This window comes from Pseudonocardia sp. HH130629-09 (assembly GCF_001294645.1).
In the GTDB taxonomy this organism is placed as follows: domain Bacteria; phylum Actinomycetota; class Actinomycetes; order Mycobacteriales; family Pseudonocardiaceae; genus Pseudonocardia.
The window spans coordinates 4,338,450-4,354,631 of the sequence record NZ_CP011868.1; the positions used below are offsets into that span (position 1 = coordinate 4,338,450).

The window sequence follows — 16,182 nt, forward strand, 5'->3', positions numbered from 1 at the left end:
GCCCCGACCCTACGAGAGGAAGCGCGTCACCGATCGCCGGATGCCCGCGACGTCCAGGCCGTGGGCGGCTGCGTGGTCGTCCGGGCGGCCGTAGCGGCGCAGCTCGGCCGCGCCGACCCCGAGCCCGAGCACCCGGTGCCGCACGTCGCGCAGCGTCTCGGCCACCGGCCGCAGCGAGGTCCCGGCCAGGTAGGGCTCGACGAGCACGACGTCCGGCTCGGACAGGGTGGCGCGCAGCGTGACCGTGTCGAACGGGCGCACCGTGGGCGGGTAGAGCACGGTGACGTCGAGCCCCTCCACGGCGGCGAGCGTCCGGTCCGCCAGCGGCCCGACCGCGACGACCGTCCCCCGGCTCCCGCGGCGCAGCACCGTCATCGACGGCCCGGTGCCGTACGGCCGCGCGTTGGACGCGCCCGACAGCCGGAGGTAGACCCGGTCGTCGCCGGGCAGGGCGGCGCGCAGCTGCGCCTCGGCCTCGTCGGCGTGCCCGGGCACATGCACGGTCCAGCCCTCGAGGGTGTCGAGCAGCGGCACGTCGCGCGGGCCGAAGTGGGTCTCGCCCGCGCCCGCCATGTCGTAGGACCCGCCGGCCGACACCAGCACCGCACCGACGCCCTGATGGCCGAGGTCGAGCTTGAGCTGCTCGTAGGGCCGTTCGACGAGGAACGGCGCGAAGGTGTGGACGACCGGGCGCATCCCGGCCAGCGCGAGCCCGCCGGCGGCGGAGACGAGCAGCTGCTCGCGGATGCCGAGGTTGATCACCCGGTCGGCGACGGCGGCCGGTGCGTAGATGTAGCCGGCGCCGATGTCGGCCAGCAGCGCGACGGCCCGCGGGTCGGACGCGAGCAGCTCGGGCAGCAGGCCGTAGAAGCGTTCCCGCAGGTCGGGCAGGGTCGCGGACTCGGAGGTGGTGGCGTGCTGCGTATCGGTGAGCAGAGCAAAGCCCGTCATCGGACACTCCCCTTCGGCTCGACGTGGGCGACGACCGCGAGCGGCCGGTCGGCGTGGTCGGTGCGGAACGCCCGCTCCAGCGCGCTGTGGTCGCGGCCATCGGCGTCGACGGTCGCCCACCCCTCGACCGCGAAGCGTGCGGCGATCCCGCCGGGCCAGCCGTGCGAGGCCGAGCTGTTGTCGACGACGACCGCGGTCAGCCCGGCGAGGCCGGCCCGGCCGGCGTACTGGACGGCCTCGGCGTTGGCCCCCTCGTCGAACTCGGCGTCGCCGAGCAGTACGACGGTGCGTGCGTCGCGCCCGGCCAGCCGCAGCCCGAGCGCGGTGCCGACGGCCAGGCCGAGCCCGTGCCCGAGCGAGCCGGAGGAGATCTCGACGCCGGACACGAGGGTCCGGTCGGGGTGGTGGCCGAGGTTGGAGTCGAACGCGGCGAACCGCTCGAAGGTCGCGGGGTCGAGGAAGCCGCGGGCGGCGAGGACGGCGTAGAGCGCCATCGGGCCGTGCCCCTTGGAGATCAGGAGCCGGTCGCGGTCGGGGTCGTCCGGGTGCTGCGGGTCGACGCGCAGGATGCGGTCGTAGAGGACCCAGAGGACGTCGAGGGTGGAGGTCGCGGCGGCCTCGTGCTTCTCGTCGCCGGTCAACCGGGTCATCAGCCCGGGGAGGTCGGTGTAGCCGGTCGGTGATCGCATGGTCACCACCGTGCGACCTGAAGTCCGATTCAGGTCAAGGGGCCGATTCAGGCCGAGGGGTCTACTCCTCGTCCGGCGGGGTGGCCTTGCGGACGTAGAGCAGCTGGTCGCCGCGCTCGAGCGCGTCGACGGCGGCGGAGTCCACCCGGTGGAGCTGCTCGCCGCGCACCACGCCGAGCACGATGTCGGGCAGGTGCCGCGGCGAGCCGCCGACCTCGGTCGGCTCGACCTGGCGCTGGGAGATCGCGAAGCCGGCGTCCGGGGTGAGCAGGTCCTCCACCACCTCGACGACCGCGGGCGAGCGGGTCGCGACGCCCAGCAACCGACCGGCCGTCTCGTCGGACACGATGACCGAGCTGGCACCGGACTGGCGGAGCAGGTGCACGTTCTCCGCCTCGCGCACCGCGGCGACGATCGAGATGGACTTGGACAGCTCGCGGGCGGTCAGGGTGACCAGCACCGCGGTGTCGTCGCGGTCCAGGGCGACGACCAGCGTCGTCGCCAGCTGCACCCCGGCGATGCGCAGTACCGCGGACCGGGTCGCGTTGCCGGACACGGTGACCAGCCCCAGCCCCGACGCCACGTCCAGCCGCGCCCGGTCGGTGTCGACGACGACGATCTTCCCGGGGTCCACGTCGTCGCCCAGCAGCGTCTCCACCGCCGCACGACCCTTGGTGCCGTAGCCGACGACGACGATGTGCTCGCGCACGCGCGACCTCCAGCGCTGGATCCGGAACGACTGCCGCGACCGCTCGGTGAGCAGCTCGACGGTCGTGCCGACGAGGACGATCAGGAACAGCACCCGCAACGGGGTGATCACCGCGATGTTGATGCCGCGGGCCATCGGGCTGACCGGGACGATGTCGCCGTAGCCGGTCGTCGACAGCGACACCGTCGCGTAGTAGAGGGCGTCGAGCAGCGAGATCTCGCCCGCACCGTTGTTGTCGAGGTAGCCGTCGCGCCCGAAGAAGACGATCAACGTCGTCGCGCCGAGCGCGAACACCGCGATCACCAGGCGGGTCATCAGCGAGCGCACCGGACCCGACCGCGTGTCCGGCATCCGCAGCGCACCCTCGACATGCGGGTCGAGTGCGCTGAGCCGGGTGGAGCCGATCACCTGCGCAGGCTAGCGCCCAGGTCGCGCCGCACCGACCGCGCGGGCCCTATCCTCACTCAGGTGTCGGCCGACGGGGACCACGAACGTGCGACGCCGACCGCGCGCACGTCGCTGCGGCCGCGGCTGAGCGCACGCCGGTTCCGCGGTGCCGTCGCACCGGGTCCGGACCCGACCGAGACGCTCGAGACGGGCGTCGCCGTGGCCGCAGGCCTGCGCGAACCGGCCGGGTCCACCGCCGCGACCGAGGCGTTGCGCCGGCTCGCCGGGCTCTGCGGTGCCGACGCCGCGGGCCTGGTCCGGCCCGGCCTGCCCGACTCCTGGTGGGGCCCCGGCCGCGCGGACGGCCTCGCGCTCGCCGGACGGACCCGCGGGCGGCGGCTCACCGAGGCCGGCCGCACCGCACTGCCCGTCGGCGACGGGCCGGTGCTCGTCCTGGCCGGTGAGGTCGGGTCCGCGGCGGCCCGCCGGGCCGCCGCCTTCGTCGCCGACGTCCTCGAACGCGCCCGCCTCGCCGACGGCGAGGCCGAGGCCGAGGCCGCCCGGCTGCGCGCGCTGCGGGCCCAGATCTCGCCGCACTTCGTCTACAACGCGCTCACCACGATCGCCTCGTTCGTCCGCTCGGACCCGGCGCGCGCCCGCGACCTGCTGGAGACCTTCGCCGAGTTCATCCGGCACTCGCTGGCCGCACGCGGCGACTACGTGCCGCTGGCCGGGGAGTTCCGGTCGGTCGAGGCCTACCTGACCCTCGCCCGCGCAGTGCTGGGCGAGCGGCTGCGAGTGCAGGTACGGGTGGCGCCGGAAGTGTTGCCGGTGCCGGTCCCGGTGCTGGCGCTCCAGCCGCTGGTGGAGAACGCGGTGCAGCACGGCGTCGAGCGCTCCGCCGACGGCGGGCTGGTGCAGGTCAGCGGCGAGGCCGAGGGGGACGTCTGCGTCATCACCGTCGACGACGACGGTCCGGGGATGAGCCCCGAGCACGCCCGCGACGTGCTCGCCGGGACCGCCGAGGGGGCCGGGCTGGCGCTGGTGAACGTCGACCGCAGGCTGCGCGCGGTCTACGGCCCCGGCCACGGCCTGGTCATCGAGACCGCACCCGGCGCGGGCACCCGGATCGTGCTGCGGATCCCGCGGTTCCAGCCCGGGGTGGTGATCTGAGATGGTCCCCTCCGCCGCACCGCTGCGGGTGCTCGCCGTCGACGACGTCGCCCCCGCCCTCGACGAGATCTGCGCGCTGCTGGCCGACGCGCCCGACGTCGGCGAGGTCGCCCGGGCCGGTGGCGCGGTCGAGGCGCTGCGCGCGATCCCTACCGGCCGGTTCGACGCCGTCTTCCTCGACATCACCATGCCCGGGATGGACGGCCTGGAGCTCGGCGGTGTGCTGGCCGCGATGGCCACCCCGCCGGAGATCGTCTTCGTGACGGCGTTCGAGGAGCACGCCGTCGCCGCGTACGGCCTCGGCGCCGTCGACTACCTGCTCAAGCCGGTCGGTGCGGACCGGCTCGCGGACGCCCTCGGCCGGGTGCACCGGGCCCGGGCGGGCCGCTCGGCCGCCCGGCCGGGCGCCCCCGGTGCGCGCTCTCCGGAGCCGCCGGGGCCCGCGCTGCCCCGTGTCGACGAGCTCGCGGTGCTGCCGGTGGAGGCCGCCGGGCGCAGCCGCTACGTCCGCCGCGAGGACGTCCGCTTCGTCGAGGCCCACGGCGACTACGTGCGGCTGCACCTGCCCGAGGGCTCGCACCTGGTGCGGATCCCGCTGTCGCGGCTGGAGGAGCACTGGGACCCGCACAGCTTCGTACGGGTGCACCGCAGCTTCCTGCTGCACCTGCCCGCGGTCCGCGAGCTGCGCAGTGACGCCGGCGGCGGTCTCCTCGCCCACACCGACGCCGGTGACGTGCCGGTCAGCCGTCGCCACGCCCGGGACCTGCGCGACCAGCTGCTCGCCGCGGCCACCGCCGGGGCGCTCGACGGCCACCGCGGCCCCGACGGCGACGGCGGCGGCCAGGGAAGCGGCCGGGGGCGGCCGTGAGCTCCCGCCCGCGCCGGGTCGCGGTCAGCGCACCGCCCGAGCGGGCCACGGCCGTACCCCGCCCGCAGCCGGCCGCGGCGCTCGACCCGGGGCTGGCCGAGCGGGCCCGCGGCCTGCGCCGGGCCCAGCTGCGCCGGGCCGTGGTCACCCTGGCCTGCGCCGCGGTGCTGCTGTTCGGTCTGCCGGTGCTGCTGCGGCTCGCGCCGGACCTGGCCCGGTGGCGGGTCGGCGGGCTCCCACTGGGCTGGATCGCGGTCGCCTGGCTGCCGTACCCGCTGCTCGGTCTGCTGGCGTGGTGGCACCTGCGCCGGGCCGAACGCGCGGAACGCCCGTGACGGCCGCCGCGGTCGTCGTCCTGCTGCTGGTCACGGTGCTGATCGGGGCACGGGGCGTCGCGGCGATGCGGACCACCTCGGACTTCCTCGTCGCGTCCCGGCGGACCTCGCCGATGCTCAACGCGGCCGCGGTCTCCGGGGAGTACCTGTCGGCGGCCTCGTTCCTCGGCGTCGCCGGGCTGGTGATCAAGGAGGGCACCGGGGCGCTCTGGTACCCGGTCGGGTTCGCCGCGGGCTATCTGCTGATGCTCGCGCTGGTCGCCGCGCCGATGCGCCGCTCCGGCGCACTGACCGTGCCCGGGTTCGCCGAGGCCCGCCTCGGGTCGCGGTCGCTGCGCCGGTTCTGCGCGGTGGTCGTCGTGGTGATCGCGGTCCTCTACCTGGTGCCGCAGATCGTCGCGGCCGGACAGCTGCTGACGCTGGTCTCCGGCGTCGACTACTGGGTCGGGGTCGTGGTGTCCGGGCTCGCCGTCGGGCTGACCCTGGCGCTGGGCGGGATGCGCGCGGCCACCTACGTGCAGGCGTTCCAGTTCGCGCTCAAGCTGCTGCTGTTCGCCGGACCCGCGATCTGGCTGCTGCTGCTGGCGGGCCCGGCGCTGCGGGCCGACATGGCCGCACCGCCGGAGTTCACCCGGTTCACCGCCGCGACCCCGGTCGACTTCCGGCTCGACACCGAGCTGGTGCTGACCGAGCCGACCGTCGTGGTCGTCGACGGGGCACCGGTCCCGCTCGCCCCCGGCCCGCACCACGCCGCCGCCGACTCCGTCTGGGTCTTCCCCAACGGCGCCGCGGTGCCCGAACTGGGCGGCGACCACGCGGCGCTGCCCGTGCCCGGCGGCGCCGAGTGGGCGCTGCCGCTGCTCGGCACCGCCGACACCTCCCCGCTGCTGACGACCTGGTCGGTGCTGGTCGCGACGGCGCTGGGGACGATGGGGCTGCCGCACATCATCGTGCGGTTCCACACCAGCCCGGACGGGCGCGGGGCCCGGCGGACCGCGGCGATCACCGTCGCGATGCTCGGAGCGTTCTACCTGTTCCCGATCGTCTACGGGCTCCTCGGCACGGTGCTCACCCCCGAGCTGTACCTCTCGCAGGGCACCGACACCGCGATCGTCACGCTGCCCGGGCGGGTCACCGGCGGCGGCACCGCGGCGGCACTGACCGCGATGCTCACCGCGGGCGCCTTCGCCGCGTTCCTCGCCACCTCGCTCGGGCTGCTCCTCGCACTGTCCGGCGCGCTCGCGCACGACCTCATGCCCTCGGGGCTGCGCCGGCTGCGGCTGACCGCGCTGGCCGCGTCGGCGGCCGTGGTCCCGGCGGCCCTGCTGATGGTGCGCGTCGACGTCAGCGCGGCGGTGACCTCGGCGTTCACCGTCGCGGCGTCGACGTTCTGCCCGCTGCTCGTGCTGGGCCTGTGGTGGAAGGGGCTCACCGCGCGGGGCGCCTACGCCGGGATGGTCGCCGGACTCCTCGCGACGCTCGGCTCGATGGCACTGGGCGCCGCGCTCGGGCTCGGCGGGACGGCGGGGATGCTGCTCGCCCAGCCGGCGCTGTGGTCGGTGCCCTGCGCGTTCCTCGTCATGATCGCAGTGTCACTGGGCGATCACGCTCCGTCGGACGCGGAAGCTACGATGCTACGGCTCCATCTGGCCGATCGAGAGTGAGCGCTTTAGCGTAGCGGCGACATCGTCGTCAAGACCGCTCGTCGTCCGGTGCCGCGCTCGATCGTCCGGTCGTCGGCCGCTTGCATCTTGGGTCGCCCGGAGTGTGCGTGTGGGGTTCCGCACACGGCCCGAAGGCCCTTTCCTGGGTCCGGTCCCGTGGCCGTGCGTGGCTTGTGCAAGGAGGCATACGTGAGTACGACCGAGTCCGACGAGCAGCCCGGCGATCCGACGCCGGGCGCTCCCGACTGGGCCGCCGCACAGGCGAGCCCCGACTTCCAGGAGCTGCGCAGGCGGCTGCGCGGGTTCGTGTTCCCGGTGACCGCAGGGTTCCTGGCCTGGTACCTGCTGTACGTGCTGCTCGCGAGCTTCGCGACGGACTTCATGGCCACCCCGGTGCTCGGCAACATCAACCTGGGGCTGATCCTCGGGCTGCTGCAGTTCGTGTCGACCTTCGCGATCACCGTGGTCTACATCCGCTACGCCGACCGCGTGCTCGACCCACTGTCGTCGAAGCTCCGCGGCGAGATCGAGGGGACCCGATGAGCACGACAGTCCTGGCGGCGACGGCGGACAGCAACCCCGCCCTCAACATCTCGATCTTCCTGGCGTTCGTCGTCGTGACGCTGGGGATCGTGTTCTACGTCAACAATCGGCACGCGAAGAAGACCGCGGCCGACTTCTACACCGCGGGCGGCGGCTTCTCCGGCACCCAGAACGGGTTCGCGATCGCCGGTGACTACCTGTCGGCGGCGTCGTTCCTGGGGATCGCGGGTGCCATCGCGATCAACGGCTACGACGGCTTCCTCTACTCGATCGGGTTCCTGGTCGCGTGGCTGGTCGCGCTGCTGCTGGTGGCGGAGCTGATGCGCAACACCGGCCGCTTCACCATGGGCGACGTCCTGGCGTTCCGGATGAGGCAGCGCCCGATCCGCGCCGCGGCGGCCACCTCGACGCTCGCGGTGTCGTTCTTCTACCTGCTCGCGCAGATGGCCGGCGCCGGTGCGCTGGTCTCGCTGCTGCTCGGCATCTCCGGCGCCTTCGCCCAGGGTGTCGTGATCGCCGTCGTCGGCGTCGTGATGATCGCCTACGTGCTCATCGGAGGCATGCGCGGCACCACCTGGGTGCAGATGATCAAAGCGGTGCTGCTGATCACGGGCGCGCTGGTCATGACGATCTGGGCGCTGTCGCTGTTCGGCTTCAACTTCTCGGCGATCATGCAGGCCGCCGCGGACGGCTCGCCCAAGGGCGAGGGCCTGTTCGCCCCCGGCCAGCAGTACGGCAACTCGCTGACCTCGAAGATCGACTTCATCTCGCTCGGCATCGCGCTGGTGCTCGGCACCGCGGGCCTGCCGCACGTGCTGATGCGCTTCTACACCGTGCCCACGGCCAAGGAGGCCCGCCGATCGGTCGAGGTCGCGATCTGGCTGATCGGCCTGTTCTACCTGTTCACGCTGGTCATCGGCTTCGCCGCCGGTGCACTGGTCGGGCCGGAGGCGATCAACAACGCGCCGGGCAAGGTGAACTCGGCGGCGCCGCTGCTGGCCGCCGCGCTGGGCGGCCCGGTGCTGCTGGGGATCATCGCCGCGATCGCGTTCGCGACGATCCTGGCGGTCGTCGCCGGTCTGACGATCACCGCGGCGGCGTCGTTCGCGCACGACGTCTACATCAACGTGATCAAGCGCGGGAACGTCGAGGACACCGAGGCCACCCAGGTCCGGGTCGCCCGCCGCACCGCGATCGTGATCGGCATCGTGGCGATCGTCGGCGGCATCCTGGCCAAGGACCAGAACGTGGCGTTCCTCGTCGCGCTGGCCTTCGCCGTCGCGGCGTCGGCGAACCTGCCGACGATCCTGTACTCGCTGTTCTGGAAGCGGTTCAACACGACCGGCGGCCTGTACTCGATCTACGGCGGACTGATCAGCACCCTGGTGCTGATCGTGTTCTCGCCGGTCGTCTCGGGGTCCGAGACCTCGATCTTCCCGGACGTGAACTTCGCCTGGTTCCCGCTGGCGAACCCGGGTCTGGTCTCGATCCCGCTGTCGTTCCTGCTCGGTGTGGTCGGTACCTACATCGGGCAGAAGCGCCACGACGGCAGCAAGTACGCCGAGATGGAGGTCCGGTCCCTGACCGGTGCCGGCATAGCCAAGGCCGAGGCACACTGACAGCCACACCGACCCGAACCACCCCCACGCGCCGAGCCCGCGTCCCCGTCACCGGGGGCGCGGGCTCTCCGCTGTCCGGGGCCCGGGCGCCACGGCCGGGTCTCAGCCGCGCACGATCCCGGCCTGCTGCAGGAACGTCAGGTTGTCCTCCAGGTGCCAGTCCTCGACGATCCGACCCGACGGGCCGATGTGCTGGATGTCGATCGCACCGAAGTCGATCGCCTGCCCGCGACCGCGCGCACCCCGGTACTCGCCGGTGAAGCGGCCGCGGAACACCAGTCGCGCGGTGACCGTGTCGCCGGTGACGTACAGGTCGACGAGCTCGCAGCGGAGGTCGGGCGCCGCCGCCCGGAACCCGCTCGAGGCGGCCACCGGCCCGTCCGGCCCCTGGGGCCGTCCGGCGGGCAGCGTCCGGTCGACGAACGACCGGTCCACGTGCACCGTGCCCGGCTCGACCAGGCCGTGACTGCGGTCGACCAGGTCGGCGTCGTCGGCCGGGCGCGGTGCCGTGCCCACCGCCACCGCCACCGCCGACCCGGCACCGGCCGCCGCCGGGCCGGCCGGGGTCCCGGGTCCGGTCCCCGCCGCACCGCAGCCGGCGAGGACGGCCATCGCCGTCCCCGCGGCCACCACGGTCCCGATCGTCCTGCGCGCCTGCATCGCCTGTACTCCTTCCGGGACCGGTGTCTCCGTGCCCGTCCGGTACAGCGCGCCCCGACAGCGGAGCCATCCCGTCGCGCCGTCGATGCTCCGACGGTCTGCGATCGACGGAATCTATGCCTCGACGGCCGCCGTCGGCACTCCCGCGACGAGGTCGTGCAGCGCGCGGGCGTCGAGCAGGTCCGCCGGGCGCAGGGTGACGCCCTCGCGGACGTAGTGGAACGCCGCCCGCACCCGGTCGGGCTCGACGTCCTGCAGCGCCGCCCACGCCAGCCGGTACGCGGCCAGCTGCACCCCGACCGCCTGCCTGCGGTCCTCGGCGGGCAGGCCGCCGGTCTTCCAGTCCACGACCGTCCAGCCCCCGTCGGGGTCGGCGAACACCGCGTCCATCCGGCCCCGCACGGCGACCCCGGCCAGCACGGTCTCGAACGACACCTCGACCTCGACCGGCCGGCGGTCCGCCCACTCCGACGCCTCGAACGCCGCCTGCAGCTCGGCGAGCTCGGTCGCGTCGGCCTCCGAGGACACCGACTCGTCGGCGGCGCCGGGCAGCTCGTCGATGTCCAGCAGGCGTTCCGCACCGAAGCGCTGCTCCAGCAAGGCGTGGAAGGCGGTGCCGCGGCGGGCGTGCGGGTTGGGCGGCATCGGCACCGGACGGCGCAGGCGGACGGCGAGCGCGTCCGGGTCGTCGGCGAGCTCGACGAGCCGGCTCACCGACAGCCGCCCGGGTAGCGACACCGTGGGCCGCTGGGCGGCCGCGGCCCGCTCCGCGAGCAGGACGTCGACGTCGGCGGCCCAGCCCTCGGGGTCCACCTCCGCGTCGACCACGCCGGCCCCGGACTCCGGGTCGGGTGCCGGGGGCAGCTCGAGTGCGAGCTGGTCGGTCTGCGCGGCGCGGCGCGGCCGCTTCGGGCGCCGGGCGCGCAGCGCGGCGCGGATCAGCTCGGCCCCGGAGCGCACGTCGTCGGCGCGGTCGCCGAACGGGTCCGGCGGCCACTGCGCGGTCCGTTCGACGCCGAGCGCCGGGTTGCCGGCGTCGACCTCGGGCGGGGGTGCCCACTGTTCCAGCACGCCGACCTCGGAGCCGCCGGGGCCCTCCAGGATCTCGGCGAGCTCGGTCAGGAACACCGACGGCTCCTTCGGCCGCTCCCCCGTCGCGGGCCAGCGGTGCCCGGACACCAGCAGCACCCGTTCGGACCGGGTGAGCGCGACGTAGAACAGCCGGCGCTCCTCGGCGAGGCGGCGCTCGTCGAGGGCGTCGTCGTGGTCGTCGAGCGCGGTCTCGACCTGCTTGCGGTCGGCGCCCGGGGGCGGCAGGTGCAGACCGGGCAGGTCGTCGGCGTCGCCGCGCAGCGGCACCGGCAGCGCGGCCGGGTCCTTCAGCCAGGACCCGGACATCTTGCGACCGGGGAAGACCTGGGAGACCAGGTGCGGGACGGCGACGACCTCCCACTCCAGCCCCTTGGCCGCGTGCACGGTCAGGATCTGCACCCGGTCCGGGGCGACCTCCACCTCGCCGGGGGTCAGGCCCTCCTCCGCCTGCTCGGCGGTCTCCAGGTAGTCGAGCAGGCCCGGGAGCGACGGCACGTCCGCGCCGGCGGCGAAGTCGGCGACGACGTCGGCGAACGCGTCGAGGTGTGCGCGGCCGGTGGGGCCGGGACGGGCCGCCGTCTCGACGTCGAGGAGCAGGGTCCGCTCCACATCGGCGACCAGGTCGGTCAGCGGGGCAGCGGTGCGGGCGCGCAGCTGGGCGAGCTCGCGGCCGATGCGCCGGATCCGGTCGAACCCGGCCGGGGAGTAGCGCTCCGGGCCGCCCGGGTCGTCGAGTGCGTCGACGAGACCGGCCTGCTCGGCCTGCTCACCGGGCAGCGCCCCCAGCGCCAGGTCGGCGGCCGAGGCCGGCCCGGGGCGCGCCGGGCGGTGCGGGACGAGCTCGCGGGCGCGCTGCCACAGCGCGGCCAGGTCGGCGATCCCGAGCCGCCACCGGGGCCCGGTCAGCAGCCGTACGGCGGCCGGTCCGGCGAGCGGGTCGGACACCACACGCAGCGCGGAGACGAGGTCGCGGACCTCGGGGGTGGACAGCAGCCCCCCGAGCCCGACGACCTCCACCGGGACCCGCCGGTCGCGCAGCGCGGCGGCCAGCGCGTCCATGTCGGAGCGGCGCCGGACCAGCACCGCGGCGGTGGGCGGGGTGCCGTCGGCGTGGCCGGCGTGCCAGAGCTCGGCGATGCCGTCGGCGGTCCAGGCGACCTCTTCCGCGACGGCGGGCAGCAGGGCGGCCCGCACGTCGCCGGGGCCCGCACCGTCGAGCGGGCGCAGCTCCCCCACCCGGACGGTGCCGGGCGCGGTCCGCAGCGGCTCGGAGACCCGGTTGGCCAGCACGAGCACCTCGGCCGGGTTCCGGAAGCTGGTGAGCAGGCCGTGCACGGGGGCGGGGTCGCCGCCCGCGGCGGGGAAGTCGGTGCGGAAGCGCGCCAGGTTCCCGGCACTCGCGCCGCGCCAGCCGTAGATCGACTGGCAGGGGTCGCCGACCGCGGTGACCGAGCGGTACTCCGGGTCGTCGCCGGGCTCCGGGGCGAGCCCCGGTGGCACGCCGAACAGCGCGCGGAGCAGCACCCGCTGGGCGTGCCCGGTGTCCTGGTACTCGTCGAGCAGCACGGCCCGATACTGGGCACGCTCGATCCGACCGACCTCCGGGTCGGCCTCGGCGATGCGGGCCGCGAGGGCCATCTGGTCGGCGAAGTCCATGGCCTGTTCGGCCTGCTTGCGCCGGGCGAACTCCTCGACCAGCGGCAGCAGCTCGCAACGCATCCGCTGCGCGGCGATGCGGGCCTTGTACCCGGCCGAGGGTTCGGCGCGCTGCCGCTTACCGGGCTGGGCGTGCTGCAGCACCGGCAGCATCCGCTCGGCGAGGCGCCGCACCTGGTCCGGCTCGACGAGGTGCTCCCCCAGCTCCCCGGCAAGGGAGAGCAGGTAGCCGGTGACGGTCGCAGGTACCCGGTCGATCTCCAGGTCCGCGGCCCAGGTGGAGACGACGCGGTGGGCCAGCTGCCAGGCCGCGGTCGGGCCGAGCAGCCGGGCGGCGGGCTCGGCGGGCAGCCGCAGCGCGTGCTCGCCGACCAGGCGCCCGGCGTAGGCGTGGTAGGTGGCGACGGTCGGCTCGCCCGCCAGCAGCGCGGCGCGCCGGGCGCCCGACGGGTCCAGGTCGTCGAGCAGTCGGGCCCCGGCGAGGCGGCGCAGCCGGGACCGGACGCGGGTGCCCAGCTGCTGCGCGGCCTTGCGCGTGAAGGTCAGCCCGAGGACCTGCTCGGGCAGCACCCGGCCGGTCGCGACGAGCCAGACGACGCGGGCCGCCATCGTCTCGGTCTTGCCGGCCCCCGCCCCGGCGACGACGAGCGCGGGCCCGGCGGGCGCGGCGATGACCGCGGCCTGCTCCTCGGTCGGTGGGTGCAGACCGAGCGCGCGTGCCAGCTCGGCGGGGGTGGGGTCCACGGGGACCGTTCTACCCGGCCCCACCGACAGCGGTGCCCGGCCCCCGCCGTCGTCCCGGTTCGGTCTCGGGCGCTACCCGGCGTCGTCGACGGGTGCGAACACGCGGGCCCAGTCGACCTGCAGCCGCACCTCGTCGGGGGTGGACGCGTCCGGAGCGGGGATCCACCCGGAGGCCGGGCCCTGGTCGAGCTGGACGGCCAGGTGCATCGGAGTGGTGGGGATCGCGCGGCGGTCGGTGACCTCCCACTTCTTCACCCCGTCGACGTACCAGGTGATCCGGTCGGGCAGCCAGTCCAGCGCGAAGGTGTGCCACTGGGTGAAGTCGCCGGGGCTGGCGGTCGACAGGATGTGGTTCTGCGCGCCGTAGTGGACGAAGGCGGTGGCCGCGTGCCGGTCGCCGAACGGGATCTCCATCATGTCGAGCTCCCCGTCGTCGGGGAACCGCTCGGAGTCCGGCCAGAGCAGGATCGCGGGGCTGTACCCGGTGCCGACGTCGGTGCGCGCGCGGAACTCCCAGCGGCCGTAGAGCTGTCCGTCGTGCATCGCGACGCCGCCGGAGACACCGCCGCCCGCGGCCCGGGGGCGAGCGGTGACGGTGAGCAGGCCGTCGCCGACGCCGACCGCGGACGGGCGGCGCAGGCCGTTGCCGAACCCGCCGGGCGAGTTGTAGACGGTCCAGGTGGAGCGGTCGACGCGGGAGCCGTCGAACTCGTCGCCGCCGACCTGACGCCACTGCTGCGGCGGAGGTGGGGGCGGCGGGGGCGGCAGCTGGTTGTCCAGCGCGGACGTCGCCGGGTCGGCACCGGCCGTGCCGTCCGGCGGGACGAGCACGGTCCAGGTCAGCCCGGCGGCGGTGACGAGCACCAGCGCCATCGCCCCGGCGCCGTGCGCGATCCGGCGGCGCAGGCCGGTGACGGCGCGGTCCGGGCGTCCGGCTCTGTCGGGGGGCCCGGCTCGGTCCGGGCGTCCGGCCCGGGCCGCGGTGGCTCGGGCTCCGCGTTCGGTGGGGCGGAGGCGGGACGTGGTGGTGATCGGCTCCGGGGCTGCGGGAACCCGTGCCATCGAGGTCCGCAGCACGGGGGGCGACGCCGGTGGAGTCGGCGCCGACGCTGTGGGGATCTGCGCTGTAGGGATCTGCGCGGCGGGGATCTGCGCGGCGGGAGTCGGCTCGGCAGAGGTCCGCGCCGGGATCGGCCTGGCTGCGGTGCCACCGATCTCAGACGTGGCTGCGGTGGGCGGCCGGGGCCCGCGGCGCGGACCGGGCACGGCGTCCGGGGCGAGGTGCCTGCCCGTCGACCGGCGCGCGGCGACGGCGCGGGTCTCCACGGTGCGCTCCGCTCCGTCCCCGACGCTCGCGGCCGCGACGGTGCCGTCGGCGCGGACGGGCCCGCGGGCCCGCGGCACCGGGGACACGGGCCGCGGTACGGCGTCCCGGGCGGCGGCGGACGGCCCGCGGGTCGCCTCGACAATCTCGGCGCCGGAGGTCACGACCGCGCGGCGCGCCCGGGCCCGTCGTCCGGTCGGCCACGGCTCGGGAGACGGATCGGGGAACGGCACAGCGGACGACCGACGGACGTCGGGCCCGAGGGGGCGCCCACCACCGACGGCGGTGTGCTGCGACGTGTCCGGGCGTTCCCCGCCCCGCGACACACCACTCCCCGGTTTCTCCACGCAAGCAGGACGCACGGGACCCCGTTCGGTTGCTCCGTCAGGAGGTCGCGCGCGTCACCCCGTCTGCGGTACGGCGATCAGACCGGCGGGGTGCCGACCGTGGCGGGGGCGCCGTGGGCCCGCAGCACCTCCGGCACGGTGACCGTCCCGTTCGCGTCCTGGAAGTTCTCCATGATCGCGAGCATGGCGCGGGCGGTGGCGCCGGTCCCGTTGAGCGTGTGCACGTTCTCGGTCGGCGCACCGGCCCCGCGGCGGAACCGGACGTTCAGGCGTCGCGCCTGGTAGTCGGTGGTGTTCGAGCACGAGGTGATCTCGCGGTAGCGCTCCTGGACCGGGAACCAGGCCTCGATGTCGTACTTCTTCGCGGCCGGGTTGCCGAGGTCGCCGACGGCGATGTTCTGCACCCGGTACGGCAGCCCCAGCTCCTGCACGATCGACTCCTCGTGGGCGAGCAGCTCCTCGTGCACGTCCCGGGAGTTCTCCGGCAGGCAGTAGACGTACATCTCGACCTTGTCGAACTGGTGCACCCGGAACATGCCCTTGGTGTCCTTGCCCGCGGCGCCCGCCTCACGGCGGAAGTTCGTCGAGAACGCGACGTAGCGGGCGGGGAGCATGTCGAGGTCGACGATCTCGTCCATGTGGATCCCGGCGAGCGCGACCTCGGAGGTTCCGGTGAGGTAGAGGCCGTCCTTCTCCAGCTCGTAGAGGTTCGACGCCTCGGTCGGCAGGAAGCCGGTGCCGTACATCGCCCGCTCGTTCGCCAGGACCGGGCCGAGCACCGGGACGAATCCCTCGCCGGCGAGCTTGTCCATGACGTAGCGGAACAGGGCCATCTCGAGCCGCGCGACGTCCCCGAACCGGTAGGCGAACCGTGAGCCCGACAGCCGCGCACCGCGTGCCATGTCGACCCGGCCGGTCGACGAGGCCAGGTCCAGGTGGTCGCGCGGGGTGAAGTCGAAGACCGGCGGCTCGCCCCAGGTGCGGACGGTGACCGCGTCCTCCTCCGCCATGCCGTCGGCGGCGGTCGGGTCGGGCAGGTTCGGGATGCGGGCGAGGAGCTCGGAGCGCTCGACGTCGGCGGCGGCAAGCTCGTCCTCGGCGGCGCGCAGCTCCTCCTTCTCCAGCTTGAACCGCTCGACCTGCTCCGGGGTCGGCCTGCCCTTGGGGCGCTGCTTGGCCGCGGCGCGCAGGCTGCCGACGCGGTCGGTGGCCCCGCGCCAGCGGGCGTCGACCTCCAGCAGGGCGTCGAAGTCCGCGGACGCGCCGCGACGGGACAGCGCCGTGCGGAAGGAGTCCGGGTCCTGCCGGGCCGCCTTGAGGTCGATCACTGCTGTTCCAGCCTCTCGATCACGTTCGCAAGCACGGTGCGCACTGCGCGCGGTGCGCGGGTCGTCATCGTAGGACCGGGAATGATCCGGCCT

General features: G+C 74.8%; 13 protein-coding genes. 6 read left to right on the plus strand and 7 right to left on the minus strand.

Going from position 1 to position 16,182, the window contains the following annotated elements; translation table 11 throughout:
* Positions 1 to 9: 9 nt before the first annotated feature.
* The 3 genes from XF36_RS19980 to XF36_RS19990 form a co-directional block, all read right to left on the minus strand.
* Positions 10 to 951: a transketolase family protein gene (locus XF36_RS19980; protein ID WP_082375527.1), complete on the minus strand. Its 942-nt coding sequence runs from the start codon at positions 949 to 951 to the stop codon at positions 10 to 12.
* The gene (locus XF36_RS19985; protein WP_060714843.1) at positions 948 to 1,640 is read right to left on the minus strand and encodes a hypothetical protein; all 693 of its coding nucleotides are present in this window, start codon (positions 1,638 to 1,640) and stop codon (positions 948 to 950) included. The genes XF36_RS19980 and XF36_RS19985 overlap by 4 nt, the downstream gene beginning before the upstream one ends.
* Before the next feature lie 61 nt (positions 1,641 to 1,701).
* Complete coding sequence (locus XF36_RS19990) at positions 1,702 to 2,700, minus strand: potassium channel family protein (protein ID WP_226363087.1); 999 nt, start codon at positions 2,698 to 2,700, stop codon at positions 1,702 to 1,704.
* Between the two features lie 117 nt (positions 2,701 to 2,817).
* Here XF36_RS19990 and XF36_RS19995 point away from each other — a divergent pair, with 117 nt between their 5' ends.
* The 6 genes from XF36_RS19995 to XF36_RS20020 all read left to right on the plus strand — a co-directional run bounded on the left by XF36_RS19995 (position 2,818) and on the right by XF36_RS20020 (position 8,938).
* Positions 2,818 to 3,909, plus strand: a complete 1,092-nt coding sequence (locus XF36_RS19995) for a sensor histidine kinase (protein WP_060713137.1) — start codon at positions 2,818 to 2,820, stop codon at positions 3,907 to 3,909.
* 1 nt (position 3,910) lies between these two features.
* Complete coding sequence (locus XF36_RS20000) at positions 3,911 to 4,777, plus strand: LytR/AlgR family response regulator transcription factor (RefSeq protein ID WP_060713138.1); 867 nt, start codon at positions 3,911 to 3,913, stop codon at positions 4,775 to 4,777.
* On the plus strand, positions 4,774 to 5,112 hold the full coding sequence (locus tag XF36_RS20005; RefSeq protein ID WP_060713139.1) for a hypothetical protein: 339 nt from the start codon (positions 4,774 to 4,776) through the stop codon (positions 5,110 to 5,112). Before XF36_RS20000 ends, XF36_RS20005 begins: the two co-directional genes overlap by 4 nt.
* Positions 5,109 to 6,776 carry a cation acetate symporter gene (locus tag XF36_RS20010; protein WP_060713140.1) on the plus strand — a complete coding sequence of 556 codons (1,668 nt, stop codon included), beginning with the start codon at positions 5,109 to 5,111 and terminating at the stop codon, positions 6,774 to 6,776. The genes XF36_RS20005 and XF36_RS20010 overlap by 4 nt, the downstream gene beginning before the upstream one ends.
* A 189-nt stretch (positions 6,777 to 6,965) precedes the next feature.
* A complete protein-coding gene (locus XF36_RS20015; protein WP_060713141.1) occupies positions 6,966 to 7,319 on the plus strand; it encodes a DUF485 domain-containing protein in 354 nt (117 codons plus the stop codon).
* Positions 7,316 to 8,938 carry a solute symporter family protein gene (locus XF36_RS20020; protein WP_060713142.1) on the plus strand — a complete coding sequence of 541 codons (1,623 nt, stop codon included), beginning with the start codon at positions 7,316 to 7,318 and terminating at the stop codon, positions 8,936 to 8,938. Before XF36_RS20015 ends, XF36_RS20020 begins: the two co-directional genes overlap by 4 nt.
* 102 nt (positions 8,939 to 9,040) lie before the next feature.
* Here the strand turns inward: XF36_RS20020 and XF36_RS20025 are convergent, their stop codons facing one another.
* The 4 genes from XF36_RS20025 to serS all read right to left on the minus strand — a co-directional run bounded on the left by XF36_RS20025 (position 9,041) and on the right by serS (position 16,089).
* Complete coding sequence (locus XF36_RS20025; RefSeq protein ID WP_060713143.1) at positions 9,041 to 9,598, minus strand: ester cyclase; 558 nt, start codon at positions 9,596 to 9,598, stop codon at positions 9,041 to 9,043.
* A gap of 114 nt (positions 9,599 to 9,712) precedes the next feature.
* A complete protein-coding gene (locus XF36_RS20030; protein WP_060713144.1) occupies positions 9,713 to 13,090 on the minus strand; it encodes an ATP-dependent helicase in 3,378 nt (1,125 codons plus the stop codon).
* 72 nt (positions 13,091 to 13,162) lie between these two features.
* The gene (locus XF36_RS20035; protein ID WP_060713145.1) at positions 13,163 to 14,578 is read right to left on the minus strand and encodes a glycoside hydrolase family 16 protein; all 1,416 of its coding nucleotides are present in this window, start codon (positions 14,576 to 14,578) and stop codon (positions 13,163 to 13,165) included.
* Between the two features lie 260 nt (positions 14,579 to 14,838).
* On the minus strand, positions 14,839 to 16,089 hold the full coding sequence (serS, locus tag XF36_RS20040; protein WP_060713146.1) for a serine--tRNA ligase: 1,251 nt from the start codon (positions 16,087 to 16,089) through the stop codon (positions 14,839 to 14,841).
* Positions 16,090 to 16,182 lie beyond the last annotated feature (93 nt).

Bases quoted from the DNA above. Each gene is read 5' to 3' on its own strand.
- XF36_RS19985 (WP_060714843.1), bottom strand. From the start codon at position 1,640: ATGCGATCACCGACCGGCTACACCGACCTCCCCGGGCTGATGACCCGG.
- XF36_RS20025 (WP_060713143.1), bottom strand. From the start codon at position 9,598: ATGCAGGCGCGCAGGACGATCGGGACCGTGGTGGCCGCGGGGACGGCG.
- XF36_RS19990 (WP_226363087.1), bottom strand. From the start codon at position 2,700: ATGCCGGACACGCGGTCGGGTCCGGTGCGCTCGCTGATGACCCGCCTG.
- XF36_RS19980 (WP_082375527.1), bottom strand. From the start codon at position 951: ATGACGGGCTTTGCTCTGCTCACCGATACGCAGCACGCCACCACCTCC.
- XF36_RS20020 (WP_060713142.1), top strand. From the start codon at position 7,316: ATGAGCACGACAGTCCTGGCGGCGACGGCGGACAGCAACCCCGCCCTC.
- XF36_RS20000 (WP_060713138.1), top strand. From the start codon at position 3,911: ATGGTCCCCTCCGCCGCACCGCTGCGGGTGCTCGCCGTCGACGACGTC.